The 25722-nt window shown below is 69.1% G+C and carries 23 protein-coding genes, 2 tRNA genes and 1 pseudogene; 5 read left to right on the top strand and 21 right to left on the bottom strand.

The genetic code is table 11. From position 1 onward, the window contains the following. Window positions 1-37 precede the first annotated feature (37 nt). Together ACH34R_RS12895 and ACH34R_RS12900 are read right to left on the bottom strand one after the other, a co-directional pair. Entirely contained in the window at window positions 38-793 is a 756-nt protein-coding gene (locus tag ACH34R_RS12895) for a CoA transferase subunit A (RefSeq protein ID WP_397561612.1), read from the bottom strand. Continuing rightward, the gene (locus tag ACH34R_RS12900; RefSeq protein WP_397561613.1) at window positions 790-1518 is read right to left on the bottom strand and encodes a GntR family transcriptional regulator; all 729 of its coding nucleotides are present in this window, start codon (window positions 1516-1518) and stop codon (window positions 790-792) included. The genes ACH34R_RS12895 and ACH34R_RS12900 overlap by 4 nt, the downstream gene beginning before the upstream one ends. A 154-nt stretch (window positions 1519-1672) precedes the next feature. Here ACH34R_RS12900 and ACH34R_RS12905 point away from each other — a divergent pair, with 154 nt between their 5' ends. After that, complete coding sequence (locus ACH34R_RS12905; protein WP_397561614.1) at window positions 1673-2428, top strand: GntR family transcriptional regulator; 756 nt, start codon at window positions 1673-1675, stop codon at window positions 2426-2428. A 113-nt stretch (window positions 2429-2541) separates the two neighbouring features. Here ACH34R_RS12905 and ACH34R_RS12910 read toward each other — a convergent pair whose 3' ends face one another. From ACH34R_RS12910 to tcuA, 9 genes are all read right to left on the bottom strand, one after another. After that, on the bottom strand, window positions 2542-3969 hold the full coding sequence (locus tag ACH34R_RS12910) for an aldehyde dehydrogenase family protein (RefSeq protein WP_397561615.1): 1428 nt from the start codon (window positions 3967-3969) through the stop codon (window positions 2542-2544). A gap of 37 nt (window positions 3970-4006) precedes the next feature. Continuing rightward, entirely contained in the window at window positions 4007-5071 is a 1065-nt protein-coding gene (locus tag ACH34R_RS12915; RefSeq protein ID WP_397561616.1) for an LLM class F420-dependent oxidoreductase, read from the bottom strand. A 27-nt stretch (window positions 5072-5098) separates the two neighbouring features. Beyond that, window positions 5099-5863: an enoyl-CoA hydratase/isomerase family protein gene (locus ACH34R_RS12920; RefSeq protein ID WP_397561617.1), complete on the bottom strand. Its 765-nt coding sequence runs from the start codon at window positions 5861-5863 to the stop codon at window positions 5099-5101. Between the two features lie 36 nt (window positions 5864-5899). Continuing rightward, on the bottom strand, window positions 5900-6859 hold the full coding sequence (locus ACH34R_RS12925) for an alpha/beta fold hydrolase (protein WP_397561618.1): 960 nt from the start codon (window positions 6857-6859) through the stop codon (window positions 5900-5902). A gap of 96 nt (window positions 6860-6955) precedes the next feature. Further along, on the bottom strand, window positions 6956-7891 hold the full coding sequence (locus ACH34R_RS12930; RefSeq protein WP_397561619.1) for a phosphotriesterase: 936 nt from the start codon (window positions 7889-7891) through the stop codon (window positions 6956-6958). Next, complete coding sequence (locus ACH34R_RS12935; protein WP_397561620.1) at window positions 7876-8745, bottom strand: MaoC/PaaZ C-terminal domain-containing protein; 870 nt, start codon at window positions 8743-8745, stop codon at window positions 7876-7878. The genes ACH34R_RS12930 and ACH34R_RS12935 overlap by 16 nt, the downstream gene beginning before the upstream one ends. A gap of 3 nt (window positions 8746-8748) precedes the next feature. Further along, a complete protein-coding gene (locus ACH34R_RS12940) occupies window positions 8749-9534 on the bottom strand; it encodes a citryl-CoA lyase (RefSeq protein ID WP_397561621.1) in 786 nt (261 codons plus the stop codon). A 91-nt stretch (window positions 9535-9625) separates the two neighbouring features. Beyond that, on the bottom strand, window positions 9626-10564 hold the full coding sequence (locus ACH34R_RS12945) for an SDR family NAD(P)-dependent oxidoreductase (RefSeq protein WP_397561622.1): 939 nt from the start codon (window positions 10562-10564) through the stop codon (window positions 9626-9628). A 1-nt stretch (window position 10565) separates the two neighbouring features. Then, complete coding sequence (gene tcuA, locus ACH34R_RS12950) at window positions 10566-12071, bottom strand: FAD-dependent tricarballylate dehydrogenase TcuA (protein ID WP_397561623.1); 1506 nt, start codon at window positions 12069-12071, stop codon at window positions 10566-10568. 493 nt (window positions 12072-12564) lie between these two features. Here tcuA and ACH34R_RS12955 point away from each other — a divergent pair, with 493 nt between their 5' ends. After that, window positions 12565-12813: a hypothetical protein gene (locus ACH34R_RS12955; protein ID WP_397561624.1), complete on the top strand. Its 249-nt coding sequence runs from the start codon at window positions 12565-12567 to the stop codon at window positions 12811-12813. Window positions 12814-12826: 13 nt separating this feature from the next. Here the strand turns inward: ACH34R_RS12955 and ACH34R_RS12960 are convergent. Beyond that, window positions 12827-12891: transfer RNA gene (locus ACH34R_RS12960), tRNA-Ser, on the bottom strand. A gap of 526 nt (window positions 12892-13417) precedes the next feature. Between ACH34R_RS12960 and ACH34R_RS12965 the strand changes: the two genes are divergently transcribed. Continuing rightward, complete coding sequence (locus ACH34R_RS12965) at window positions 13418-16204, top strand: WD40 repeat domain-containing protein (protein ID WP_397561625.1); 2787 nt, start codon at window positions 13418-13420, stop codon at window positions 16202-16204. Between the two features lie 17 nt (window positions 16205-16221). Here ACH34R_RS12965 and ACH34R_RS12970 read toward each other — a convergent pair whose 3' ends face one another. The 3 genes and pseudogenes from ACH34R_RS12970 to ACH34R_RS12980 form a co-directional block, all read right to left on the bottom strand. Beyond that, the gene (locus tag ACH34R_RS12970) at window positions 16222-16494 is read right to left on the bottom strand and encodes a hypothetical protein (protein WP_397561626.1); all 273 of its coding nucleotides are present in this window, start codon (window positions 16492-16494) and stop codon (window positions 16222-16224) included. Between the two features lie 354 nt (window positions 16495-16848). Next, a pseudogene (locus tag ACH34R_RS12975) lies at window positions 16849-18381 on the bottom strand (ISL3 family transposase). A 185-nt stretch (window positions 18382-18566) separates the two neighbouring features. Next, on the bottom strand, window positions 18567-22232 hold the full coding sequence (locus tag ACH34R_RS12980) for a hypothetical protein (protein ID WP_397561627.1): 3666 nt from the start codon (window positions 22230-22232) through the stop codon (window positions 18567-18569). 381 nt (window positions 22233-22613) lie between these two features. On the opposite strand from ACH34R_RS12980, the gene ACH34R_RS12985 reads away from it, so the two are divergent. Beyond that, window positions 22614-22982, top strand: a complete 369-nt coding sequence (locus ACH34R_RS12985) for a hypothetical protein (protein WP_397561628.1) — start codon at window positions 22614-22616, stop codon at window positions 22980-22982. 123 nt (window positions 22983-23105) lie between these two features. After that, on the top strand, window positions 23106-23342 hold the full coding sequence (locus ACH34R_RS12990) for a hypothetical protein (protein ID WP_397561997.1): 237 nt from the start codon (window positions 23106-23108) through the stop codon (window positions 23340-23342). Here ACH34R_RS12990 and ACH34R_RS12995 read toward each other — a convergent pair. The 6 genes from ACH34R_RS12995 to ACH34R_RS13020 all read right to left on the bottom strand — a co-directional run bounded on the left by ACH34R_RS12995 (window position 23278) and on the right by ACH34R_RS13020 (window position 25660). Next, window positions 23278-23604 carry a PadR family transcriptional regulator gene (locus tag ACH34R_RS12995; RefSeq protein ID WP_397561984.1) on the bottom strand — a complete coding sequence of 109 codons (327 nt, stop codon included), beginning with the start codon at window positions 23602-23604 and terminating at the stop codon, window positions 23278-23280. The two genes, ACH34R_RS12990 and ACH34R_RS12995, sit on opposite strands and share 65 nt — an antisense overlap. Then, a complete protein-coding gene (locus ACH34R_RS13000) occupies window positions 23522-23818 on the bottom strand; it encodes an ATP-binding protein (RefSeq protein ID WP_397561629.1) in 297 nt (98 codons plus the stop codon). The genes ACH34R_RS12995 and ACH34R_RS13000 overlap by 83 nt, the downstream gene beginning before the upstream one ends. Then, complete coding sequence (locus ACH34R_RS13005) at window positions 23815-24642, bottom strand: Mu transposase domain-containing protein (protein WP_397561630.1); 828 nt, start codon at window positions 24640-24642, stop codon at window positions 23815-23817. Before ACH34R_RS13005 ends, ACH34R_RS13000 begins: the two co-directional genes overlap by 4 nt. A gap of 57 nt (window positions 24643-24699) precedes the next feature. Then, on the bottom strand, window positions 24700-24855 hold the full coding sequence (locus ACH34R_RS13010) for a hypothetical protein (protein ID WP_397561631.1): 156 nt from the start codon (window positions 24853-24855) through the stop codon (window positions 24700-24702). A gap of 73 nt (window positions 24856-24928) precedes the next feature. After that, window positions 24929-25002, bottom strand: a tRNA-Lys gene (locus ACH34R_RS13015). 58 nt (window positions 25003-25060) lie between these two features. Next, window positions 25061-25660 (bottom strand): hypothetical protein, encoded by a 600-nt coding sequence (locus tag ACH34R_RS13020; protein ID WP_397561632.1) that lies wholly within the window; start codon window positions 25658-25660, stop codon window positions 25061-25063. Window positions 25661-25722 lie beyond the last annotated feature (62 nt).

Here is a 25722-nt window from a genome sequence, read left to right on the forward strand (position 1 = left end):
CCGACCGCCTCGGTCTTGGAACTTGCTGGACCGCTGATCACCGCACCATGAGGCGCCTGTCGCTCAGTACGATCCGGTCCACGTACGGACTGGGGGTGACGATGTGCTGCGGGTCCAGGTAGTCGACGACCTCCTCGACCTCCGCGATCGTCACCTTGCCGCTGCCGGCCACGACGGGGTTCGTCGTCCGAGCGCCGTGCCGGTAGATGAGGTTGCCGAACCGGTCGGCCTGGTATGCGGAGATGATGGCGAAATCGGGGTGGAGCGCCGTCTCAAGAACGTGCGGCACGCCGTCGAAATGACGGATGTCCTTGCCCGCGCCGATCTTCGTGCCCGCGCCGACCGGAGTGTAGACGCCGCCGAGACCCGCGCGCCCGCAGCGCAGCCGCTCGCACAGGCTGCCCTGCCCGATCAGCTCGATCTCCACATCGCCCCGCCGGACGCCCGCCTCCAACGGCCCGTCGAAGTTGGGGCTGTTGAGCGAGGAGAACGTGGTGATCGCCTTGCGCACCTGGCCCAGCTCGGCGAGGTACCCGACGGGGTAGACGCCGTCCTCGGGCTCCGGGATGTACGGCTGGTCGCCGCCCCTGACGCCGTACGACTGCGCGCCGGCGCGGCCTCGGCCGGACTCGCAGGCGATGATCGTCAGGTCGCGCAGGCCGCGCTCGGCGATCGCCTTGATCAGAGTGCTCGGGACACCGGGTACTCCGACGAAGCCGCCGAAAGCGATCATTGCGCCGCTTTCAATGTCGGCAACGGCCTTGGCCGCCGACTCCACGACCTTGTTGATCATCTGTCACCTTCCGTGCGTTTTGGCAAGTTTGAGTAGGCGGCGCGCACCGGGTCGCCGTTCGACTGCGCCGTCACCATGAGAAGGCGCACCCGCGCGGTGGCGTCCAGTATGTGGTTCCGCATGGCGATATAGGCCGCTTCAGGGTCACCGGCCTCGATCGCCTCCGCGATGGAACGATGCTGAGCCGCGGACTCGGTGAGCCTGCCGGGCTGGCTGAGGTTGCGGAACCGCAGCAGGCGCACCCGCCCGTCGAGCACCGCGAACGAGTCCCGCAACCCCTCGCTCCCGGCCATCGTGAGCAGGGCCTCGCGGCGTTCTTCCAGCGCTCGCACATATTCCTTCACGTCGTTGGAGTAAGCCAGCCGTTCCAGCTCGTCGAAGGTCCTGCGGAACGCGGCACGTTGTTCCGAGGTCCCGCGTACGGCGGCCCACGCGGCCATCATGGGTTCCAGCGCGGTCTTGATCTGGTAAACGTCGGTGATCTCCTGCGGGCTGATCTCCCGGACGAAGACGCCGACGCGCGGGGTGATGGTGACGAGACCTTCTACGCTCAACTGCTGTAGAGCGTCACGCACCGGTGTACGGGACACGCCGAACCGCTCGGCGAGTTCGTCGGTCGAAATCCGTTCGCCGGAGACGATCGTGCCGTTGTAGATCAGCGTGCGGATCTCTTCGATGACGACGTCCTTCGCCGAAAGAACACGAAGTCTCAGGGAAGTGCGCACGAACTCAAGTGTGAGCGCTGATATACTACATGTCAAGGATCAGCATCCCAGCGTCGTTTGATGATGCCACCCGATCGCCACCGGCCGACCCTGTCGTGCGGCTACGATCACCTTGAGGTTCTGCACATCAGCGCTAATGGAGTAGGTGAAATCGTTGGATCCACAGGTCCGGATTCTCTCGGCCAAGGATGTGGTCGCCGAGGCGATCCGCGCGCTGATCTACGACGGCACGATGGTCTCCGGCGAGCGGATCTCGACCGACGAGCTCGCCGAGCGGTTCGGCGTGTCCCGTACACCGGTGCGTGACGCTCTACAGCAGTTGAGCGTGGAGGGCCTGGTCACCATCACCCCGCGCGTCGGCGTCTTCGTCCGGGAGATCAGCCCGCAGGAGATCACGGACATCTACGAGATCAAGACCGCGCTGGAACCCATGATGGCCGCGTGGGCCGCCGTACGCGGGACCGAGGAGCAGCGGAGCGCTCTGCTGCGGTCGGTGACCGATCTGGAGCAGGCGGCCGAGGCCGAGGACATCCCCGCGTATGTCCGCATGATCGAGGAAAGGCACGAGCAGATGCTGACGATGGCCGGGAGCGGCGGATTACGCGACGCGCTGGGCGTTCTCGACGGCCGCGTGCGCCTGCTGCGCTTTCGCAACCTCAGCCGGCCCGGCGCTCTCGCCGAATCCGCGGCGGGACACCGCGCGGTCGCCGAGGCGATCGCCGCCGGCGACCCGCAGGCGGCGTACAACGCGATGCAGGCCCACAAGGTGCATTCGACCGCGAAGGTCCAGGCACTGATGCCGGCGACCGACAGCGACACGCCGTCGATCACCCAGTTGGCGGCGGGCCGGCGCGGGGCGTCCCGGTCGGCGCGCGGGTCCCGGAAGCGCTCGTCTTCGACCTCGATCTAGGGCCCACGTCAGGCCGGGCGGGGCCCCGGCATTCGCGAAGCCCCGCCGCCTGCCCTCGTTCACCGGAGGGTGCCGGCCCGGCCGGTCGTGCGTGTCACGAGTGGTGGCCGCGCCTACCCGCCACTCACGCTCTTCCCGATCCGGACCGACACGAACTTCGACTGGGTGTAGTGCCGTAGCGCCTCGACACCCTTCTCCCGGCCGTGACCGCTGTTCTTGTAGCCGCCGAACGGGCCCTCGATCAGCCCGGCCGTCCACTCGTTGACGAAGACCTGCCCCACCTGGAGGGCGGCTGCGACGCGGTGGGCCCGGCCGAGATCCGCCGTCCAGAGGCCCGCCGCGAGACCGTACTCGGAGTCGTTGGCCTTGGCGACGGCGTCGTCCTCGTCGTCGAACGGGATGACCGCCAGGACCGGGCCGAAGATCTCCTCGCGGGCGATCCGCATCTCGTTGGTCACCCCGGTGTAGATCGTCGGTTCGATCAACCACCCCTCGCCGACGGACCGCCCGCCCGTGACCAGCGTGGCGCCCTCCTGGCGGGCTACGTCAAAGTAGGACAACACCTTCTCGAACTGGGCCTTCGTCGTCTGCGACCCGTAGTCCTCGCCCGGTTTCACCGCCCGCACCCGTTCGACCAGCCGCGCCACGAACGCGTCGTGGATCTCGCGGGCCAGCAGCAGACGGGTGCCGTTGGAGCAGACCTGCCCGGCGTTCCCGACGAACGCCCTCGTCGCGCCGTCCACGGCGGCGTCGAGGTCGGCGTCGGCGAACACGATGTTCGGCGACTTCCCGCCCAGTTCGAGCGTGATAGGGATGATCTTGTCAGCGGCGGCCCGGCCGACCAGGCGGCCGGCGCGCACCGAACCGGTGAACGCGACCTTCCGGACATGCGGGTGCTCGACGATCGCGCTGCCCACGACGTCGCCCACGCCGGTCACCACATTGAGCACCCCCGGCGGCAGCCCGGCCTCGGCGGCGATCCGCCCCAGCTCCAGCGTGGTCGCCGAGGTGAACTCCGACGGCTTGCAGACCACGGCGTTGCCGACCGCCAGCGCCGGTGCCACCGCCCTGGCCGCCTGGTTGAGCGGGACGTTCCACGGGGTGATGACGCCGACCACGCCGAACGGCTCGTGCCGCGTGTATCCGTGGTAGCCGTCGCCGAGATCGAGGATCTCCCCCGCCGGCACGTTGACCAGGCCCGCGTAGAACTCGAAGAACGCCGCAGCGCCCCTGATCTCGACGTCCGCCTGCCGCAGCGGCTTGCCGGTCTCGGCGGCCTCCAGCTCGGCGAGCCGCTGCCGCTCGCGCCGCAACCCGGCCGCGATGGCCATCAGGACCCGGCCGCGGCGGATCGGCTTCGCCGCCGCCCACCCGGCGAAGGCGGCGTTCGCGGCGGCCACCGCCCGGTCGGCGTCCTCCCGGACACCCGACGGGATCTCGCACACGACCTCGTCCGTACCGGGCTTGGTCGACGTGAGCCATTCGTCACCCGCCGAGGGCGCCGGCTCGCCGTTGATCCAGTGCTCGTACCTAGTCACCATTCGCGAACTCCTCATCGACCGAACCGGTCTTTTCCAATCAGGCGGGCTGCCGTTGCGCGGCGCCCGTGGTCGTGCGGAACACCTCGGCCAGTTGGAGCAGGTCGTCGAAGCGCGCCCGGGCGATCAGGCTCGTCGCGACGCACTTGTTCCACTTCGTCTCCAGGTCGGCCCGGATCTTCTCCGGCGGCCCGACCAGCGCGACCGCCTCGATCATCTCGGTCGGCACCGCGGCCACCATGCCTTCGCGGTCCCGTTCGAGGAACTTGGCCTGGATCTCCCGGCAGGCATCCTCGAACCCGAGCCGCGTGTAGGCGTTCAGGTGGAAGTTCATGTTCTTCGCCCCGTTCGCCCCCACCTGGTAGGCGATGAACGGACGAATCCGGTCGGCGGCGGACTCCAGGTCCGGGCCGAAGGCCACCGACACCGCGGGCGCGATCTCGAAGTCCTCCGGGCGCCCGCCGGGCCTGCTGGCGAAGCCCAGCTCCAGCCGCTCCCGGTACCACTCGTCCGCGCTGGGCGAGAAGTTCGTCGGCAGCCAGCCGTCGGCGATCTCGGCCGCCAGCGAGATGTTCTTCGGCCCCTCCGCGCCCAGGTAGATCGGGATGTCGGTACGGCCGCCACGCAGCGTGGAGCGGATCGGGCGGCCCAGCCCCGATCCGCCCTCCGCCGGAAGCCGATACGTCTTGCCCTCATAGGCGACGCGCTCCCCGGCGATGGTCGCGCGCATGATCGCGACGTACTCCCGGGTCCAGCCGAGCGGGCGTTCAAAGGGCATCCCGTACCACCCTTCGACGACCTGCGGGCCGGAGAGCCCGAGCCCGATCACGGCCCGCCCTTCGGACAGTTGGTCGAGGCTCATCGCGGCCATCGCCATCCCTGTCGGGGGGCGCGCCGCCATCTGGGCGATGTCGGTGCCGAGCCGCATCGTGCGCGTATGCGAGCCCCACCAGGCCAGCGGCGTGAAGCAGTCAGCGCCGAACGCCTCATAGGACCACGCCGACTCATACCCCGCATCCTCGATCGCCCGCACCGTCGCGGCGACGTCCCCCGGGTGTTCAGGGTCGGAGAGCCCGCCGATGGCGCATCCCAGTCTTTCGATCACCGTGCATTCCTTTCGTCTCTGGCCTGGTCATTGCCCGCGGAAGCGCGCAGACCGGCCCTCGCGCGCCGCGGCCAGCCCTTCGAGCCGGTCCGTGCTCGTGAGGAGCCGGTTGTAAAGCTCGGCCTCCAGTTCGACCCCGCTATCGATCTCAAGCCGGGTGGACAGGTCGATGGCGCGCTTGGCCTGCGCGACCGCCAGCGGTGCCGCCGCGCTGATCTCGGCGGCGAGCGCGCCCACCGAGGCATCGAGGTCGGCGGCGGGCACCGCGTTGTTCACCAGCCCCCACTGCCGGGCCTCGGCGCCGGTGAACCGGCGGCCGGTGAAGATCAGTTCCTTCGCCCTGGAGAGGCCCACGAGCCGCGGGAGCAGTTGCGTGCCGCCGCCCGCCGGCATGGTGCCGAGGGTCGTCTCGACGAGCCCCATGACGGCGTCCTGCGTGGCGACCACGATGTCGCAGCTGAGCGCCAGTTCGAGACCACCGCCCAGCGCGTAGCCGTGCACCTGTGCGATCACCGGGCGCGAGCAGTGGTACATCGCCGAGAACACCCGGGGCACGAGCCTGCGCCTGCGCCGCAGTTCGTCGTCCGTCATCGTGGCGCGTTCGGTCCGATCCGCGCCGACGCTGAAGGCTCTGCCCCGCCCGCGCACCACGACGCACCGGACGTCCGCCGCATCCTCGATCTTCGCGAAGACCGCGAGCAGGCACCGGTACATCGGCGTGTTGACCGCGTTGAGCACGTCGGGCCGGTCGAGCGTCACGGTCGCGATGTGACCCGCGATGCTCAGATCCACGGGCTCTTCTGCCCCGGTGCCTGCCGCTCCCATGGCCTACCGCCGGTGCTTTCTGATGAACTTCAGCACCGTCTCGTTGAACGCGCGGTAGGACTCCCAGTGCGGGGCGTGCCCCGTCTCATTGAAGATCGCCAGCTCGGCGTTCCGGACGTGGCTCGCCAGCTCGCGCAGGCGCGTCGGCGGGAAGTAGAGGTCACAGTCGCCGGTGAGGAGGAGCATCGGCGTCCTGATCGACTCGATCGCCGGCCACAGCAGCTTGTTCTGCGGGGGCTGCTGCACGGTCGTGACCGGCAGCTCCGTGTGCTCGATCCACGTCGCCATCGCCTGCGGCTTCGCGGCCCGGTAGGACGGGCTCAGCTCACGGAACGCCTCGGGCAGGTTGAACCAGCCCTCCGGCAGAAGCTCCGTGGTGGCCTGGCTCCACGACGGCTCCTGGATCCCCGCCAGCGTCGAGCCCACCGTGCAGCTCAGCAGCCGGCCCGGGACCGACAGGCCGGCGTCGAACGCCGCGAACCCGCCCGCGGCCAGGCCGACCAGGTGGAACTTTCCAACGCCGAGCTTGTCCATCAGCGCCACCAGGTCCCCGACGATCGTGCCGGGCCGCTCCGCGGGCCCGGCCTCCGACCCGTGGTATCCGCGCCGTGAGTAGCTGATCACCCGGTAGCCCGCGGCGGCGAACGCGGCCTGCTGGTAGCCCCACGAGCCGCCGTGCCCGGTGTGCGGGTGCATGAACACCACGGCCGGGCCCTCGCCGCCGGTGTCCCAGACCGCCAGCCGCACGTCGGGGATCTGCACCACCTTCTTGCCGGTCATCGCGGGCACCGGGCCCCACGACTTCTGCGCGGGCAGCACGTTCTCGCGCCCGCCCGGCTTCCGGCCGCCCGCCCGCTCCTCCGCCGCGAACGCGGCCGAAGGGACGAGCGCGACGACGCCGGCTCCCGCCGCCCCGGCGAGCATGTTACGTCGATTGATGGTCCGACCGATTCTGTCGTTCATCGCTTTCTCACACTTTCTCGGAACTTGACAGAACAGACGCCAATGGATCCGGCAGCGGTCGTCCCCGAACGTTCGAGCCGGGAGAAAAGGCGTTCCTCAGTTGCCGTCAGGACGGTGCCCGGCGAGCAGTTGCAGCGGGTTCTCGCGGAAGATCGTCTCCACGACGTCCTCGGGAACCCCGGCCGCGATCAGGTCGGGACCGACCTGCCGCAGCACGTACGAATAGCCCGGCCCACCACGGCGCTCGCGCATGCCCAGTACGCAGACGTCGTGGGACAGCAGCAGGCTCTTGGCCCATCCGCGGCGGATCAGCTCGACCGCGTTCGCGATCCGCTGCTCTTGGAGCAGCGGGTCACCCGGGCCGTTGCCGTCGTACATCACCATCGCGCCGCGCTGGGCCAGCCGCTCGTGGTAGTCGACGTCCGGATAGGTGTCGCAGTGGCCGACCGCGACCCGGCTCAGGTCGCAGCCCTCGTCTTCGAGCACGTCGAGCTGCCAGGCGCCGACCTCGCTCTTGACCGCGTGCAGGATCAGCCCGAGCCCGCTCTCCCGCTGGGCGCGGGCGGCGGCGCGCAACACCCGCTCCTCGACCCCGGACACCCACTCACGGTCGGCGCCGATCTCGCCGATCACTCCCGGCCGCACGCCGTCCTCGCCCTCGAAGATGTCGATCAGCAGCCGCTCGGTCAGCGCGGCCGTGCTCAACTTGTTCATGTCCTCTTCGTAGTAGGGCTCCCGGTACCACCCGCAGCCCATCACGACGTGCACGTCGGAGCGTTCGGACACCGACCGGAGCACGCCGGGCTTACGGCCGAGCCCGCCGCTGGTCGCCTCCACGATGGAGCCGCCGCCGAGTTCCTTGAAGACCTTCAAGTCCCGGACCGCCTCGTCCGGGTCGTTCAGCGCGGCGAGACCCATCTGCCGTGCCACCCGGAACAGGTCGCACGCCACGTGCTCGTGCGGCAGCACGCGCCCGAGTTCGGACACCGCGACCGGGCCGCGTACCGTCTGTACCGTCAGTCGCTCAGCCACTGCCCATCCTCTCCCTCGTTGCTCTCGATCTCCGCACGGCCGACGGTGCTGACCACGCCGTCAGCGGAGACGCCGTACAGCGTGAGATGACGCGAGGGCCCGTCCCCGGCGCCCTCGTCCGCCCGGGCGAGCACGCGGAACGGCGCGCCGACCCGGTCCATCCCCCGGTAGGAGGCGCTCAGCTCCCGCACGAACGTCCCGCGCCCGCCCCACTGCACGGCGGCACGCGCCAGGTAGGCGAGCTTGAGCAGGCCATGGGTGATCGTCCCCGGCAGACCCCGCGCCCGCGCGAACGCGTCGTCGTAGTGCACTTCGTAGAAGTCGCCGGTGGCCGCGGCGTACCGCACGACCTCGCGGCTGCTCGGGGTGACCTCGATGACCGGCACGGCCTCGGCGGGCGGCTCGATGTGCCGCCCGGAACCGCCGCGGCCCTGCCGGACGCCCGTGCGGATCGTCGTCGTGGACGTGCGCGCCACCACGTCGCGCGTCATGCGGCGCCGGTACGTCGTCGCGAGCTGGTAGAACGTCAGGTCGCCGGCTCCGCCCCGCTTCGTGGTGACCGACTCGACCACCGTGCGCCGCTCCAGGATCTCACCCGACATCACGGGTGCCTCCCAGCGGCACCAGTTGCCTGCGTTGAGCCGGACGGGTGCGTCCGGGACACCCATGGCCGCCGGGTCGGTCCGATGGGCCACCAGGAACGTCGGGGGCAGCAACACGGGGCAGGGCACGTGGCCGTCGGCGTACGGCGGGCCGTGCGGGCCGGTGATCTCGTACAGCACCCGCGCCCGCCACTCGTCGCAGACGAAGATCTCCCAGCCCTGCTCCGGCTGCGACTCCACGGCCTCCGGCACCGCTCACACCTCCGATTCGATGCGGCTCGCGGCCCGCAGCGCGGCGCGCACCGCGGGGGCGATCGGCGCTTCGAGCTCCTCACCGATGTGCGCGACCAGCCCGGCCGTACGGCTCATCAGGGCGAAACCGCGGTGCAGTCGCCAGGGCACGCCCACTTCGAGCAGCAGCGCGGCGGCGGCGCCCGTCGCGTTGAGCGGGAGTGCCTTGCCGGTGAGCGCGGCGGCCCGCTCGACGACGAGCTTGAGGTGCTCGACGTGCTGCGCCGCGACCTTTTGCTCGCGTGCGACGTCGAGCAGCTTCCCGGCGCGCGGGTCACCGTCGCGGTGCAGGCTGTGGCCGAGGCCGGGGATGCGTTCGCCCGCGTCCACGATGGCGCGCAGCCGCGTGTCCACCGCGTCGCCGGCCCCGGCACCGGCGGCGACCTCGGCGGCGATGTCCGTGAGCAGGTGCCCGCAGCCCTCCATCGAACCGAGCAGCACGCTTCCCGCGCCGAGCAGCCCGGCCGTGACGGCCCCCTGGATCGCCTCCGGAGCCGCCCAGAACGTCAGCCGCGCGGCGAGCGCGCTGGGCGTCAGCCCGTGGTCGAGCAGGCTCACCAGTACCGCGTCCACCACCTTGGCCTCGGCGGGGGTCGGCCTGCGGCCGGTCACCGCGAGCAGCGCGACCTCGGTGTGGGTCAGCTCGCCGATCAGGTCATCGACGAGATCCAGTCCGCGCACCTGCACGTGGTGCTCGTCCGCCGCGCCCACAGCGGTGCCGATCTCCAGCGGCACGCTGCGCCCGCTCACCGCGACATCTCCCCGGCGCGCGTGGCGGAGCACGCGAGCCCGTCCCGGATGGCGGCTGGATCGTGCGGGGGGTTCGCCGTCGGCCGAGCATTCATGTTCCGTCTCCCACTCCGAGGATGTCCGTGGTCTGATGGTCGGACGCGGCCGGCGTCGGCAGCCCGAGCGCCGCGAACCGGCGAAGCGGCGTGGCTCCGAGCCGCTGCCGGACCGCGCCGGTCACGTCGGAGTATGTGAACTCGTCGGCGAGGCGCACGCTCTCCTGTTCCTGAGCGGGTGCCCACCGGGCGAGCCGGCGGCCGGCCGCCGTGAAGGTCTGCCCGGTAATGTGGCGGTTGGCCGGGTCGAGCAGTGCGCGGATGAGCGCGGCGACCAGTTCGGGGCCCTGTCGCTCGGCGTCGGGCCTGCTGGCCTGCATCCGTTCGGTGAGCCGCGAGGTCATGCGCGTCGCCGCGGAGGGGACGACGCAGTTGACGTTGACGCCGTAGCGTCCCATCGCCAGCGCCGTGCTCTGGGCGAGACCCACGACGCCCGCTTTGGCCGCCGCGTAGTTGGCCTGTGCCGGGCTGCCCTCCAGGCCCGCCGCCGAGCTGAGCAGCACGATGCTGCCACCGCGCTGGCGGCGCATCTGCTCCGTGGCGAAGCGCACGCAGTTGAACGTGCCCTTGAGGTGCACGGCGACGACGGAGTCCCACTCGTCCTCCGTCATGTTGAAGATCATGCGCTCGCGCAGGATGCCGTGGCAGGTGACGAGGCCGTCGAGCGAGCCGAACTCCTCGACCGCGCGCCGGGTCAGGTCGGCCGCCGCGTCGAAGGAGACGACGTCGTGCTGATGGGCCAGTGCGCGACCGCCTCGGGCCCGGATCGCCTCGACCACGGACTCCGCCACCTGCCGGTCCGGGTCCTGGCCGTCGACGGACACCCCCAGGTCGCTCACGACGACGCCGTAGCCCGCGGCGGCGACGCACTCGGCCACCGCGGCTCCGATGCCGCCACCGGCACCGGTAACGATCACTCCGCCCGGCACGGCCACCTCACGCGCTCACTGACGACGCGGCGGAGCGGCCGAGCGCGCCCGAGGCCGCCGACCCTGCGATCCGCCCGAACACCGAGCCCGCCGTGAGCCCGGTGCCCCCCGGGTAGTTGAAATAGAAGATCCCGCCAACGATCTCCCCGCACGCGTACAGCCCGGGAATGGGCGCTCCGGTGACGTCGAGCACGCGCGCCGAGGTGTCGATCTTCAGGCCGCCGAAGGTGAACGTGATGCCACACGTCACCGCGTAGGCTTCGTAGGGTGGTGAATCGAGGGTGTTGGCCCAGTTCGACTTGGGCACCGCCAGCCCGGAGGCGCCCCGCCCGTCCTTGATGTTGGGGTTGAACGGGACCGACTGATCGACCACCGCGTTGTACTCGCGGACCGTCCGCAGGAACTGCTCCGCGTCGATGCCGTCCATCCGCTGGGCGAGTTCCTCCAGGGTCGGCGCCACGATCTTCGTGACCTGCCGGATCCGGTACTCGTCGCGCAGCAGATGAGCCACCTTGCTGTCGAAGATCTGCCAGGCGACCTGCCCCGGCTGGCGCAGAATCTCCTGGCCGTACTTCGCGTAGGTGTAGTTCCGGAAATCCGCGCCCTCATCGACGAACCGCTCGCCGCGGCTGTTGACGATGATCCCGAAGGGGTAGCTGTGCTTTTGGAACCCGTCACCGACCTGGCGGTCACCGAACGCGGGCGCGTTGCTGTCCCAGCCCACCGCGTGGCAGCCCGACCAGTTGCCCCACGACATGGCGCCGATCTCCAGCGCCATGCGATGTCCGTCGCCCACATCGAACTGGGTGCCGCGGACCTTGGCGAACTCCCACCCAGGTCCCAGGTAGCGGGTGCGCCACTCCGCATTCGCCTGGAATCCACCGCAGGCCAGCACGACGGCGTCAGCGGAGATCGTCCGGATCTCCCCACCGGTCCGGACCACGACGCCGGTCAGTTTGCCGCCGTCCTCGGTGAGGCCGATGGCGCGGTGGCCGTAGAACACCTTGCCGCCCGCCGACTCGAACGCCTCGAACAACGAGTCGACGAGCCCGGGGCCGCCTCCGTTGACCTCCAGCGTCAAACCGCCCCAGAAAGTGAACTTCCCGTCCACTTGGAACGCCTGCCGGCCGTAGATCGGCAGGAACCGCACTCCCTTGTCGCGCATCCACTTCAACGTGTCGAAGCTGCGCGTCACAAGCAGATCGACCAGGTCGGGATCACAGCGGTACTGCGTGACCCGGGCCATGTCGTCGAAGAACTGGTCCTTCGGGTAAGTGCCGAAGTCGGTCTTCGCGAGTTGCCCTTCCGACAGGTCGGGGACGAGCTGGACGATGTCCTCCCTGCCGTCATAGGCGAAGCGCATCGCCCCCGCGGTGAATCCGGAGTTCCCGCCACGCTCGGACTCAGGGGCGGCTTCGAGCACGGTCACCTCGGCCCCGCCGTCGATGGCGGCCAACGCACTGCACAAGCCGGCGTTACCGCCGCCAATGACGACAACTCGACTCTGGCCCACGCCTACCCCTCTCCTTGCATGTGTAACGTAAACTCTAATATATCAGATGTCAATGTCGCAGCAAGGTGCTCCCGGTGCCTCCGCAGACGTCCGCCGGTGCGGCGATCGTGTTGAGGGCGTACGATCGCGACACGTGTGGTAAGCGGCCCGGCAGAAGGCCAGCCCGTGCTCGCAGGCCGAGGGCAGGTGGTGCAGCAGCACGTCGCGGGCGCGATCGGTGCCGATCAGGTCGGAGTAGGCGACCCGGACCACGTCGATGCCCTGCTCGGCAAGCCGGTTCAGGGGAAAGTGGACGTCTTCGGTGTCGGGTGGGCTACTGAGATCTCCGTGGGCTGGCCGGCCATTCGGATGCGAGCGGTCGCCGCCATGACCGATTCGCCGAAGGCGGCACGAAAGCCACGACGGTCGCGCGGGCGCGTTCAGCATGGAGAAGTGCGTGAGGCTCTGCTGAGGCCGCCGTGCGGTCGCGAAGGAGGCAGGTGTCGCCCATGGCATGGTCGTTCACCACTTCGGCTCCACGGACGCGCTGATCGCGGAGGCGTTCACCTACACCGTGCGCCAGCGTGACGGCGGCTTGCCGGAGCCGGGCACCGGCAAGGTCACGGACTTCGCGGCCGGGCTGAGCACGATGGTCATGTCAGGGCCGGAAACCCGGACTTCCAGCACGAATTGCCGCTCGAATCGCGGCGCGGACCGGAGCTTCTCTCGCCGATCCGCGAACTGTACGACGACGACGTGTTGAAGTTCTGCTGAGGTGCGCCGCCAGGGACTCGAACCCCGGACCCGCTGATTAAGAGTCAGCGACCCCGTAGTACGGCCCGTCCTACAGGGGACACATGCGTGTCACTTAATGCCGCTCTGTCTATGATTCATGTGGTTGTCGTGTCCGGCAGTGCCATAGCATTCCGCATCGGTTCATGACATACGAGCACACCACGAGCACACCGCATGGCGCTGGTGTGCTCATCGCCCGTGAGAGCAGGGAAACGCAGGCTCCAGGCGGGAATGTTGAATGTCGAGTAGTTCGCCGCACAATCCAGGTCGATCCGCCGCCATCCCGCTCCACTGAGAGCATCAATTCCTCTTCATCGGCACCAACAGGCCGCTGGCATTGTTTTACTTACACAGCGCTGAGGTGGCGGCTACGCTCGGCTCAGCGACCGGATTCGCGCACTGGGGAGAGGCCGATGGATCCGTGGTGTCAGCCGCGGCAACCGCGCTGGTGACGGCGATGACCACCGAAGGCTGGCAGCAGGCCAGAACTGCGATGCTGTCAACGGCCGAGTGCGTGTCGCCACTGGTGGCCAGGTAGAGGTCCCCACGTCTTCGCAGTTGACTACTTCTTGGTGAGGCGTCCCCCTGTCCTGGTCGCACAGAGGATTTTCCTTCGGTGCACAGCAATCAGCGAAACGAGCGCGGAGAGCCGACGCACGGCCGCGCTAACCGAGTTCCTCCATGACGGACAGCCGGAATCGACGCGGCAGATTCTGAATCGCCTGGCTGACGCCCGTTTACTGGTGATCGACGGTGACACCGTGGAGATCGCGCACGAGGCGTTGATCAGGGAATGGCCGCTGCTGCGGGACTGGCTAACCCGCGATCGCGACATATTGGTGTTGCACCGCCGGATCCATGACGCCGCACGGGACTGGAATGATCAGCGGCGGCCTTCCGATCTGCTGCTTCGCGGTGAGCGACTCGCTTTAGCGATCGACCTGAAGTCACGTGACGACAGCCCCCTCAACGCACTCGAAAGTGACTTCGTCGCGCACAGCGAAGACGCCCAGGCGAATGAGCTTGTGACGACGCGCCGCCGCAACCGCCGACTCAGGCTGATCGCGGGGGTCTTGTGCGTGCTCGCCGTGCTCTCGCTCGCCGGTGGGGGGACCGCGTGGTGGCAATACCATCGCGCCCAAAATGCCCACTTGCTGGCCGTCTCACGCACTCTCGCCGCGAGAGCGCAGAATGAGGTCACCCGCTCGCCGCAGCTGGCCATGCTCCAAGCCCTTACATCCGTGAAAATTGAGTCTACCAGCGAAGGACGGCAGGCGATATTAGAGATGCTACGCGCCTCTCCGCACCTGCACGGTTACCTCAACGACCATCGTGGGACGGTCTGGTCGGTCAACTTTAGCCCTGATGGTCGCATAGCCGCCTCGGCAGACCAGGAGAACGCCATCCTATGGAATGTCGAGCAGCGAAAGCCCATCCGCGTCCTGTCGTCGACCGAGCAGGTCGTGTTCAATCCTCACCGCCCGGTCCTCGCCCTCGTCAAGTCCCGTAAGACCGACACCGGTGCCATCGATTTGTGGGGTCTTCGGCAAAACCGTGTCATTGGAAGCCTGCGTCGATCGTCGTTTGACGCCTTTCAAATCGGCGACGTCGATTTCAGCCCGAACGGTCGATACTTGGCTGCGGCCACCCTCTCCCCGGAACAAATCGTCCTGGTCTGGGATCTCGACCACCCGGGGCGGGCTCCGCAGACCTTCAAGGACCAGGCCTATTACGGGCTGGCCTTCGGTCCAGACAGCAGGCTGCTGGTGGCTGTGGCCAACGACAGCAGCATCCTGGGCGGAGGGACGGTCGAAGTGCTTGACCTGGACGCCGGGAAAGTGGAGAGAAGCATAAAACCGCCGAAAGGACGCGGGCCGACCCATCAGGTGTGGCTCAGCCCTGACGGTCACACCCTCGCCTGGGACACGCCGGCCAACGACATCGTGTTACTAAACTTCCACACCGGCCAGCAGATCGGACTGCTCCAAGGTCACAAGGACCTCGTGTCTGCGGCAGCCTTTAGCCCCGACGGAAGCCTGCTCGCCACCGGCAGCGCCGACACGACTATCCGTGTGTGGGACGTCAGATCGAAACGCCTGCTCGCCACGATGGCCGGACATAGTGACAACGTCAGCTCCCTCTCCTTCAGTCCGGACAGCCGCCGGCTCATCTCAGGAAGCGACGGGGAAACCGCGCTGTGGAGCGTAATGGCACGTCCGCAAATCCGCACACTTGCCGACTTCGGTCAGCTCAAGTCCGCCCTATATCTGCCCGTGCAGATCACGCCCGACGGGCGGCCAGTGATCGTGCAGGCACGGCGCAACGGTGTTCAGGTAGAGGACGTGACCTCGGGGATGCCGGAAACGGCTTCCGCCGCACAGCGGTTCGACCTCAGCCCGGACGAGCGGACAGTCGTAGAGGAGGACGGGAAGAAGGCCCATCTGCGGACCGTTCCCGCTGGCGAGAGCCTGCTGACCTTCTCTGGCATAGGGCCAGACTCCTTCCTCTCGTGGGACTTCGCTCCGCGAGGAGATCTTCTCGCGTACCCCGTTAACGGCAACAATATTGCGATCTGGGATGTGGCCAACCGTAAACAAACAGCCCTCATTCCCGAGCACGTAGCCCGCACCGTGTCTCCGGGGTGGAGCCGTTTCAGTGGCGATGGCAAAAAGATCGCGGCCCGCGCCAGTGACACGTCCATCGCGCTGTTCGACTCGCGCAGCGGAAAACGGATCAGGGTTTTCGCCAGTGCTGGTGAGTTCATCGCCGACTTCGAGTTCAGCCCCGACGGCCAACTGATGGCCGCAACACACCTAGACCACACGATCACCGTCTGGAACACTCGTGACGGCAGCATGCAAGCCTTCCTTACCGATCTGGCCGAGCGGCGTAAGGACGGGGGACTCCTCTTGGGTCCCGAGATCCGGTTCAGTCCTGACAGTCAGCTCATCGCGGGAGTCGCCGACGACGGCTCCGTCGTGGTCTGGGGCCGCGATGGCAGCCGGCAAGCAGATCTGTCAATGCCCGGACCGTGGTCGCCCTTGGAAATCGAGTTCAGCCCCGACAGCCGACTCATCGTGGCCGGTCGCTATGACGGCATCCTGGCCGTGTGGGACGTGCGTGGCGGACCACAGCCTCTGATTACTCTGAGAGAAGCTCAGAGCCCGGTCCGTCGTCACTGGTTCCGAGAGGGCACGCGCCAACTGTTGTGGCTGCATGAGGATGGCAAGCTCCGAAGCCTCGAACTGGACTTCGATCACTGGTATGGAGACTTGTGCCAGCTGGTCGGGAGAAACCTGACCGAGACGGAATGGCAACAGCATGTCCCGGATGTCGGCTACCGCTCCGTCTGTCCTTGATCCCGGATGGAACGCGACTACGGTGTGCAACTGGCACAACTTGAGATCGAACTTCCGGCCGCGCAGCTCCCGTACAGGAACTCGTATGCGTCCCGCGCCAGCTCACTGTCCAGCCGGTCCTGACGCAGCGGCGCCTCTCGCCCCTCATAGCGCGGGCCGGGGAAGGCGTCGGCGTAGGCGTCGCTGACCTGGTCGCTGATTTCCCGATCCAGCGCCTTGAAGGCCTTGGCTTCGCTGGAGCGGGTCTCCGTGATGAGTGATAACCGGCACGCCTCCCGGGAGCGGAACATCTTCGGCTGTGTGGCCGACCACACAGCCGTCGCGGCGATCAGCCCGCCGGGGTGTCGACCGTATCGGGGCCGAAGCCGACAAAGAGGCCATGGACGCCTCCCGCCGACGGCCGGCATGGGGCGAGCCCGGCCGGAACCGGTTCGGGGTGATCGTCACCCCGGCGAACAGCAGGCGTGTCTCGACACACCTCGACAGCCGCTCGGATACCGGCTGAGTACGGATCGCCTCCGTTGCGGCAAGAAGTCGTAGCCGGGCATCAGCCATCTCGGGCACGGCCGCCCAGCGACCGGAAAGCGCCAAAGGGTGTGTCCAGTCAGTGGCTCTGGCCCACTTTCGGTGGTGACGGACTGTGGTTACCCGAGCAGGATGCGATGGCGGAGGAGCGCGAACCCGGCTCGCCCGTACATCCGCCTTTTGATCATCTTTGTCTTGGTGTTGACGCCTTCGGTGCCGCCGTTGTGGAACGGGAGGGTGAGGGCGGCGTCGACGGCGGCCCGGTCGTGGTCCAGCCCACGGGTGAAGGCGTGCAGGTGGGGCAGGCCGGCCTGACACGCTTGTGCGATCCAGGCGGTCAGTAGCCGGTCATTGCCCGGCTTGGGATCGAGAAGGGTGGCGAAGTCCCCGACGAGTCCGGCGAGCATGGTCATCTCGTGGCAGGCGGCGATGGCGGCATCCAGTCGCTCGGCGTGGTGGTTCTTGAGCTTGCCCGGTTCGGTGAGGAGAAGGCCGGCCAGGCGCCTGGGTGAGATCGCGGGCCGGTCGCATTCGACGCGGCCTTGGTCGATGTACCGGTAGAGCAGGTTCTGGCTGCCGGTGTAGCCGAGGTTCTTGATCTCGGTGAGGAGTTGCCGGACCGGGACGGCGGGATCTTCGGCCCGGCGCCGGCGCAGATGGTCGCGGAATGGATCGACGAGCGTGGGCCGGTACTTCGGCACGCGCACCAGCCGCTCGGGCTCGCCGATGTGGGCGTAGCGTTTGACGGTGTTGAGCGCCAGGCTCGGGCGGCGTGCGCATTCCCCCAGCCCGACACCTTGGTCAAGCAGGGCGTGCACCCGTTGCCGGCGTTCGCGGGTGGTGGCGGTGCGGACGCCTTCTTTCAGCGGCGGGCCGGTCTTGCCCCAGCAGACGGAATGGGCGGCGACCTCCTTGACCACGGCCTCGGCAAGGGTGTGCCGGACATGCCGGCGATCACCGGCCTGCACCGCGTCAGGCAGGGCCCTGCGTATACGCCCCTGCGTATACGCCCCTGCGTAAACGCCACTACGTAGGCGCCGCTGCTGTCCCGGCACACCACCCGCACGCCGGGATGGGCGCGCAGCCACGCCTCCAGGGTGTCGGCCTGACGATCGGCGAGCACGTCGATCCGCTCCCGTGTGATCGCGTCGATGATCACGGTGGCGTAGCGGTGCCGTTCGCAGAGCGCGAAGTCGTCTACCCCGATCACCGCCGGCACCGGACGGATCGGCAGAGGCAGGCGCAGTAACGACCGGATCGCGCTCTGCCGCGACATCCCGACTCCCAGCACGGCCGGCAGCCGAGACGCCGCCCGTCCGGCCGGCTCCCGTACCACCGCCCCCACCTGCGTGGTCAAGGCGATCGTGCGGCGCTGATACGGCTCGGCCAGCCCAGGTAGCGGCTCGGCGGAACGTCTGCCGCTCGCACCCGCCCCGAGCGCACCTCAGCCGCCGAAACCGCAACCGGACCAGCACCCGCTGCCCGGCTAACGGCAGGCCCGCCAGTTGCCGATCGACATGGCCGTGCACCCGCCCGGCTGCCCCGCAGCCGGGACACTCCGCCGGCGCGCCCGTGGAGGCGACATGCACCACGATCCCCTCGGCCCTGGGCTGAACGCTGCCAATGACCAGGTCGGCCAGATGCGGGAGCACCAGCCCTGCAAGATCCTTTATGTCACACCGGCGTCACCCTGACACAGGCCCCTGAGACAGCCATGGACCGACACGAACTATCACTTTCCGTCACCACCGAAAGTGGGCCAGAGCCGTTCTTTGTACAGTCCCAGGCCGGTGGCCACATGTGGACCCGGGTGGTTGACGTGGGCTCCGGTGGCGCCTCACGGGCAGGGTGGTCGGTAGGGCAGGTCTGCGAGGTATTGCCGCCATTGGGTGGGGGTGAGCGCGGGGCGGGCTTGGGTGCACACGCGGGTCGCTGCGTCTTCGGGGTCGAGGGGCCAGAGCCGGACAGTGTGGTCTTCTGAGGCCGTGGCCATGAGACGGCCGTCTGGGCTGAAGCTGACGGCGTAGACGCGGTCGGTGTGGCCGGTGAGAGTGGCCAGGGGCCGGGGGTGCGCGGGGTCGCCTATGTCCCACAGTCGGAGAGTGCGGTCCAGGGAAGCGGTCGCGAGTGTGCGGCTGTCGGGTGAGAAGGCGACACTCTGGAGTGCGTCGGTGTGGCCGGTGAGGGTGGCGATCTGCCGGATGCGGCCAGGTTCGCCGACATCCCACAGCGCGACGGTGCGCCCCAAGGTGGCTGCGAGTGTGCGGCTGTCGGGGGAGAAGGCGGTGGCTTGCATCGTCTCCGGCTGCGTGGTGCTGGTGGTCAGCCGTACCGGAAGGCGGGGATTGCTCACATCCCACACCACGAAGATGATGCCGTGCACGGTCACCAGCCGTCGCGCGTCCAGAGTGAAGGCGAGTGCGGTCGCTCCGGTGCCGCCCTCGCGTACCGAGCCGGCCGCGCGCGGCTGGTCGGGTTCGCTCACATCCCACAGCCGTACGACGGGGTCACTCGAGCTGGCGCTGGCCAGCAGGTTGCCGCGGGAGGTGAAGGCGATCGCGCGGATGCCTTCCTGGTGGGCCCGGATGGTGGCCAGCGGGGTGGGGCGGGCGCGGTCGGCGGTGCGCCACAGCCGTATGGTGCCGTCGATACTGCCGGTGGCGGCCAGGGCGCCGGTCGGGTCGAAGGCGACCGCTTTGACCTGGCCGGTGTGGCCGTTCAGCCGGGGCAGCGGGGCCGGCTGGTAGGGGTCGGTGATGTCCCACAATCGGGCGGTGAAGTCCTCACTGCCGGTCAGGAGGGTGCGGCCGTCGGGGCTGAAGGCGAGTGCCGATAGTGCCGCCGGGTTGCCGCCGAGGACGGGGCCGGGCAGGCGGGTGAGCCGGGTGGTGCCATCGACGGCGGAGGAGGCGAGGAGGTTGTCGCCGGGCCGCCAGGCCAGTGCCCAGACAGCATCGGTGTGCGAGGTCAGCACGGTGGTGGGGCCGGGCGGCTGGTTGATGTCCCACAGCCGGATGGTGTGGTCCCAGCCGGCGGTGGCCAGGCGGTGGCCGTCCGGGCTGAAGGCCAGTGCCTGCAGCGGGCCGCTGTGCCCGGTCAGGACGGCGGGGCGGCGTGGATCGGCCACCGGCCACAGCCGGACTCGGTGATCCCATCCGGCGGTGGCCAAGCGCCGGCCGTCGGGGCTGAAGGCGACGGCGGTGACCTTGCCTTCTTGCCCGCGCGGGCGGGGCAGCGGCCTGGGGTGCTGCGGGTCGGCGAGGTCCCACAGGGCGGCGCCGTCCTCGGCGGCGGTGGCCAGCGTGGCGGACGAGGGGTGAAAGGCGAGCGCGGTCAGCGCCTTGGTGTGGGCGGTGATCGTGGCCAGCCGGCGGGGGGCCTCCGCGCGGGCTATGTCCCACAGCCGCACGAGGCCGTCGCCGCCGGCGGTGGCCAAGATCGTGCCGTCAGCGCTGAGCGCGACGGCGAAGACGGGCGCGGTGTGGGCGGTGACGACGGCCATGGGCTTCGCCTGGCCCGCTGCGGCCGCCCGCCACATCTGGACGGTGCCGTCATACAGGCCCGCGATGAGGATGCGCCCGTCCGGAGTGAAGCGCAGCGACTCGATGTCCTCGCTCTGGCCGGGCCACTCGGCGAACAGCGTGGGCGGGCCGCTGTCGCGGACGTGCCAGAGCCGGATGGTGCGATCGTCGCCCCCGGCGGCCATGATGCGGCCGTCCGGGCTGAAGGCGAGCGTGTTCGCCTCAAGATCGAGCCGGTCGCTGAGCGGGGTGGTGAACGCGCTGAGCAGGCTGCCGCGCGCTTCGGCGGTGGGGGTGAGCCGGTAGGCGGCGAGGCTGAGCTGGGCGGCCAGCGGCGCGTCGGCTGTGCGGAGCTGGATGGCCTGGTCGGCCACCCGCTGCGACAGGGCGGTGTTGCGCTGGCTGGTGGCCACTTCCTGCTGGCTGCGCGCATATCCGGTCGCGGCGGCGGCCAGCACCACCAGCATGCTCAGCACGGCGATGAACATCCTGGCGGCCAGCGCGCGGCGCCGGGCCAGCGTCTGCTCCCGCTCGCGGGCGCGGCGGCTGGCGTGCAGGAACTCCTCCTCGGCCGAGCTCAGCACGGGAGTCTGGCGCGCGGCCCACTGCGTGGCCTCGTCCAGGCGCAGGCCGCGGTAGAGGGCGCCGGGGTCGCGGTCCAGCGTCTGCCAGGTCTCGGCCGCCTCGGTGAGGCGGTGGTGGGTGCGCAGCCCCTGCCGGTCTTCGGCCAGCCATTCACGCAAGCGCGGCCAGGAACCGAGGAGCGCCTCGTGGCTGATCTCGACGCTGTCTTGCTCCAGCACCAGCAGGCGGGCGGCGGTCAGCCGTTCCAGCACCTGGCCCACGGCCGGGTCGTCGCCGAGCTGGTGGCGGCGCGCCCGCCGCCTGGTGTCCGGGGCGTCCTGGCCCGGCGTGACCAGGCGCAGCAACACCCTCCGGGCGGTTTCTCGCTGGCCGGAGGTGAACTCGGTGTAGGCGCGCTCGGCACTGTGGGCAACGGCGTGCTCGATGCCGCCCGCGGCCTCGTAGTCGGCCAGGGTGAGGGTGTTGCCGCGACGCCGCCGCCAGGTCTCCAGCATCACGTGGGAGACCAACGGCAGCACACCGCTGTGCCCGGCGGCATCGGCGACGACCCGGGCGGCCAGCGCGCCCTGCACCGTACAACCGGTCTCGGCGGCCGGCCGTACCACGGCTTGGCGCAGCTCCTCACTGCTCATCGGCCCGATCGGTAGCTGAGCTTGGCGCAGCACCTCCAACAGCCGAGGCTCGGCCAGGCAGTGGCCGTAGAAGTCGGCGCGCACGCCGATCACCACCCGATGGGCGAGTGCGGCATCGATGAGCAGGTCGATGAACCGCGCCCGCTCCCCTTGGTTGTGGCAGAGTGTGAAGACCTCCTCGAACTGGTCCACGATGATCAGCGTCTCGGCGGGACCGACCGGTTCCCACTCGCGCGCCGGGTACGCCCCCGGCGTGAGCAGGACCACCTGCCAAGGCCGTTCCCCTGCCAGCACGCGGGACTGCAGGCCGGCGCGCAGCAGCGAGGACTTGCCAGCTCCAGACGCGCCGAACACCGCCACGAAACGCTGTTCGCTCACCCGCGCCAGCAGTTCGCGCACCAGTTGCTCGCGGCCGAAAAAGCGCGCCGCGTCCGCCGCCTGGAAAGCCGCCAGCCCCAGGTACGGCGCAGCCTGCTCGCCGACCGGCTCCGGCACGGCCGCCGGTCGGCCGCTCAGCTCCCGCCAGCGCCGCTCCCACTCCCCGGCATCGCCGCCGCAGGCGCGGACGTAGGCCAGCGTGACCGCCAGCGTCGGCAACCGCCGGCCCGCGGCTGCCTCCGACAACGTCGCCGCCGCGTAATGTGCCCGGCGCGCCATCTGCCGATACGTCGGCTCGCCCGCCTTGACCCGCAACAAGCGCAGGTCCGCGGCGAACCGCAGCACCGCCGGGTCGTCCCCCTCTAGTGGCCGCTCAGGCCGCGGCACCCCCGCCTCCCCCCGACTCGGGTAACTCCGCCGTACACGTCCACCCGCCTGAACCCACTCAACCCCAAGCCCCTGAGGTGATCAACCCCCCGACGATTGATTGCCATTGATTGACCGGCATGATCGGCCCGGGTCCAATCAACTTCCCCCGTGCAAAATCAGAACGGAAATGCCTTCGTGACCTGGGGCAGCGCTCACGACACAACATCAAAGGCTGGTTTGGAGGCGCTGGAGCCACGGCAGCGCCCAATGGGGAGAACAGTGAGGGATTCCGCCTTCGGAACCCCTTGGCCGCTACACCAGCCCTCGGGCACCGCGATGGGCGCGGGTCCGAGCAGCCACGAAGGCAGAGACGTCCATACTCGAAAAGGGAGATGAGTTATGAAACGCAGCTTAAGAACGCTGCTGGGCGCGGTCGCCGCGCTCGTCTTCACCGGCACGTTGCTGTCAGCTCCCGCAAACGGCCAGACCAAGGCGATACTTGGCTGCGACTGGGGCACGAATCACGACGTCTACGTGGAGTGCGTGGGCGGCGCCGACCGCTACAGCGCCGTGGGACGAGCCAGGAACTACTTCTACGGGCAGATCCACCTATGGGGACCGAACTTGGATGTCTGGGGCCCGGTCGGAGACTGGCCAAGCGCGTCCGGCCAGGGCCACAACGGTGGATGGGTGTGCGCGGAAGGCTGGCGCATCAACCCGGACGGGAGTCGGAGTTCGGTGGGCCTTCCCTGCGTCCAGGTGACCTGACAGGCCCAAGTGAATACTCTCGGTCGTCCTGCTGCCTGCGACGGACACCACGTGCCCGGTTAGGCTCCATCGTCCTCGAGATCCTCACCGGGGTCGTCGCGAAGCTGACGTGAGAGTTCTCGAATGGGATGGCGGGCGATTCCTACGCTGATCAAGCGCCAGGCCGTCCGCCGACAGATCCCGGCTGCGCGCCGGGCCGAGCTCGCCGCCCGGCCCGGCGCCAGCATCACCGCCCTGATGGCGGAGTTCGGCCGCAGCCGCGGCGCGATCCGGTCCCGGCTGGAACGCCTGGGCGTCAGCGCCGACCTGCCTCACCGGGCGAACATGGACAGCGGTGCGACCGACACGGCGCGGGGGTGAGCCGCTTCGGTCCGGCCAGGGGCCGGGCCGGACGGGCCGCGCGGGGGGAGGTCAGCCCGCGCCGTAGTGGCGGGTCACCATGTTCGAGCCGTTCTGCGAGGAAGCTCCACGTCCTCCAGAATTCTTGGAGGTACTCCTGTCCCTGGGCATTGACGGAGTACACCTTGCGCGGCGGCCCCTTATCGGACGGGACCTTCTCCACATCGACCAGGCCGCGTTGCTCGATCCTGACCAGTAGCGTGTAGATCGTGCCCTCGGCGATGTCGGAGAAGCAGCTTGGAGATGCGCAGACCGGTGCGGAAACGACGGTCGTCGCGGACGGCGAGTTCCTCGGACAAGACCAGGTCGAGGAAGTCCAGATAGCCCATCTTGGCCTCATCGGCCCGCTGCGTGTACTGGGTCAAGGCTTCGGCCAGATGGGGCAGGCCGAGCTTGGCAGCGGTGGCATGGATGCGGGTGGAGACCAGCTCGCTCAACGGGTTTCCTTCGTCGGATTGTCGGTGGTGAAGGGGCGGGTGCCGGTCAGTTCGTCATAGACCGACAGCGGGCGTCGGCTGACCTCGACCTGGGCGGCCGCGGCCCGGTTGAGCAAGGCCTGCAACGATCCCGCGCCGGGTTCGGGACCATCGCCTCGGCCTTGTCGCCTGGGGGTGGGCAGATCGTCATGGCCGGTGGTGACGCGGCGTCCGGCTCCGGTGGGCAGCCCGTCCCAGTGCCGCTCATCCACGACGCGGCAACTGCGGCCCACCGCTCGCGAGTGTGTGGCCAGCAGCGTCTCACCTCGGTGATCGGGCGTGGTGGCGTGCAGAGTGATCTGGGCCTTGGTCGCTCGCACCTCGACCAGCTGGCGCGGCTGGACGCGACTGGCCGGCACCGAGTAGAGGTTGGCGTCGAAGGCGATCAGGCAATCTTTGCCGACGTAGCGTAGGTGCCGCTGCACCACCACGTAGGGCGCGGCCGGCAGTGGCCGCAGCGCAGTGTGGTCACGGGCCGCTCGCACTCCGATGACCTCGCCATGGGTGCCGTGTACTTTGGCGCGTCGCAGGGGGACCCAGGCGGCGAAGGCCGCGTCGTTCTCCTCGATCGAGGAGAACGCCCGCCCGGCGAGGACGTGGTCACGGACGATGGCGACCTGCCGTTCCACGCGGCCTTTGCCGGTGGGCCGGTAGGCGGCCAGCACATCGACGTCGAAGACGTAGTGGCCGGCGAACGCGACCGTCTCTGGGTGCAGCGGGACCGCCTTGCCCGGGGCCACGTGCCGGCGCACCACGGTCTTGGTGCGGTCGTAGACGATCGACATCGGTACCCCTCTAATATGCGGGTGTCGATGTCAAGGGGTTCTCGATGATGAGTGCGGTCAGGATGCCTGTCCGTCGAGCCGGTTGAGCAGCCCGTTGAAGATCTGCTCGCGGGCGACCTGCCCCTTGGCCGCCGCATCGTCTCGCTGGCGTTCCAGGGTCGGGCGGAACTCAATGGTGGTGACGAAGAAGGTGCACGAGCCCCAAGCGAGCACACCCAGGGCCGGAAACGACTGCGGGCGTCCTCGCAGGAAGCAAGAACGCCCAGGTCGGCCATGAAACGAAGGGTGCGCCGCCAGGGACTCGAACCCCGGACCCGCTGATTAAGAGTCAGCTGCTCTGACCAACTGAGCTAGCGGCGCGTTGAAGAAAGGATACAGGACGGTTGCGCGGGTTCGTACGGCATTGGCGGGGGGTGGGTCAGGGCCAGATGGGTTCGGTGGTGGGGGTCGGGGGGTTGGGGAGGATGTCGAGGCGGTGGAGGAGGGTGAGGAAGGTGGCGGCGTACGGGGAGGGGGCGGCGACGGAGGCGACGCGGTTCCAGTCGACCTGTTCGCGCAGGGCGCGGACCTGGGGGAGCAGGGAGCCGTAGTCGCAACTGTGCTCGGACAGCGGCAGCAGCCAGGAGATGACCAGGTCGGTGGCCTCCAGTACGGGGAGGATGACGGCGTTGGCCTTCAGCGGCTCGGCGCGTTTGATCAGGTCGGCCGTGACCGGGCGGTCGGCGACCCGGAAGATGAGGTCGACCAGGTGGTTCTCCTCGTCGAACGCCTTGATCAGCCAGTCCTCGGGGGGCTGGGCCATGCGGAAGCCGAGGCCGGTGAGCGTGTCGGAGGCGAGCGGGATGTCGTCCTTCGGTATGACGAAGTCGACGTCGTGCAGGGAGGGGGCGGCGCCGCGGGCGTACGCGGCGCAGCCGCCGGCGAGGGCGAAGCGGACGTCGGCGGCTTTGAGTCCGATGCCGGCTCGTTTGAGGGTTTCCAGGATGGCATCGGTGACCTCATGGCTGTGGCTGCCCATGAGCGTCGGGCTACCCCAGCGGTCACAGGCTAGACATGACCTGCCCGGCGGCGGGTAGCCGC

Origin of the sequence: Spongiactinospora sp. 9N601, assembly GCF_044326295.1 — a bacterium.
In the GTDB taxonomy this organism is placed as follows: Bacteria; Actinomycetota; Actinomycetes; order Streptosporangiales; family Streptosporangiaceae; genus Spongiactinospora; species Spongiactinospora gelatinilytica.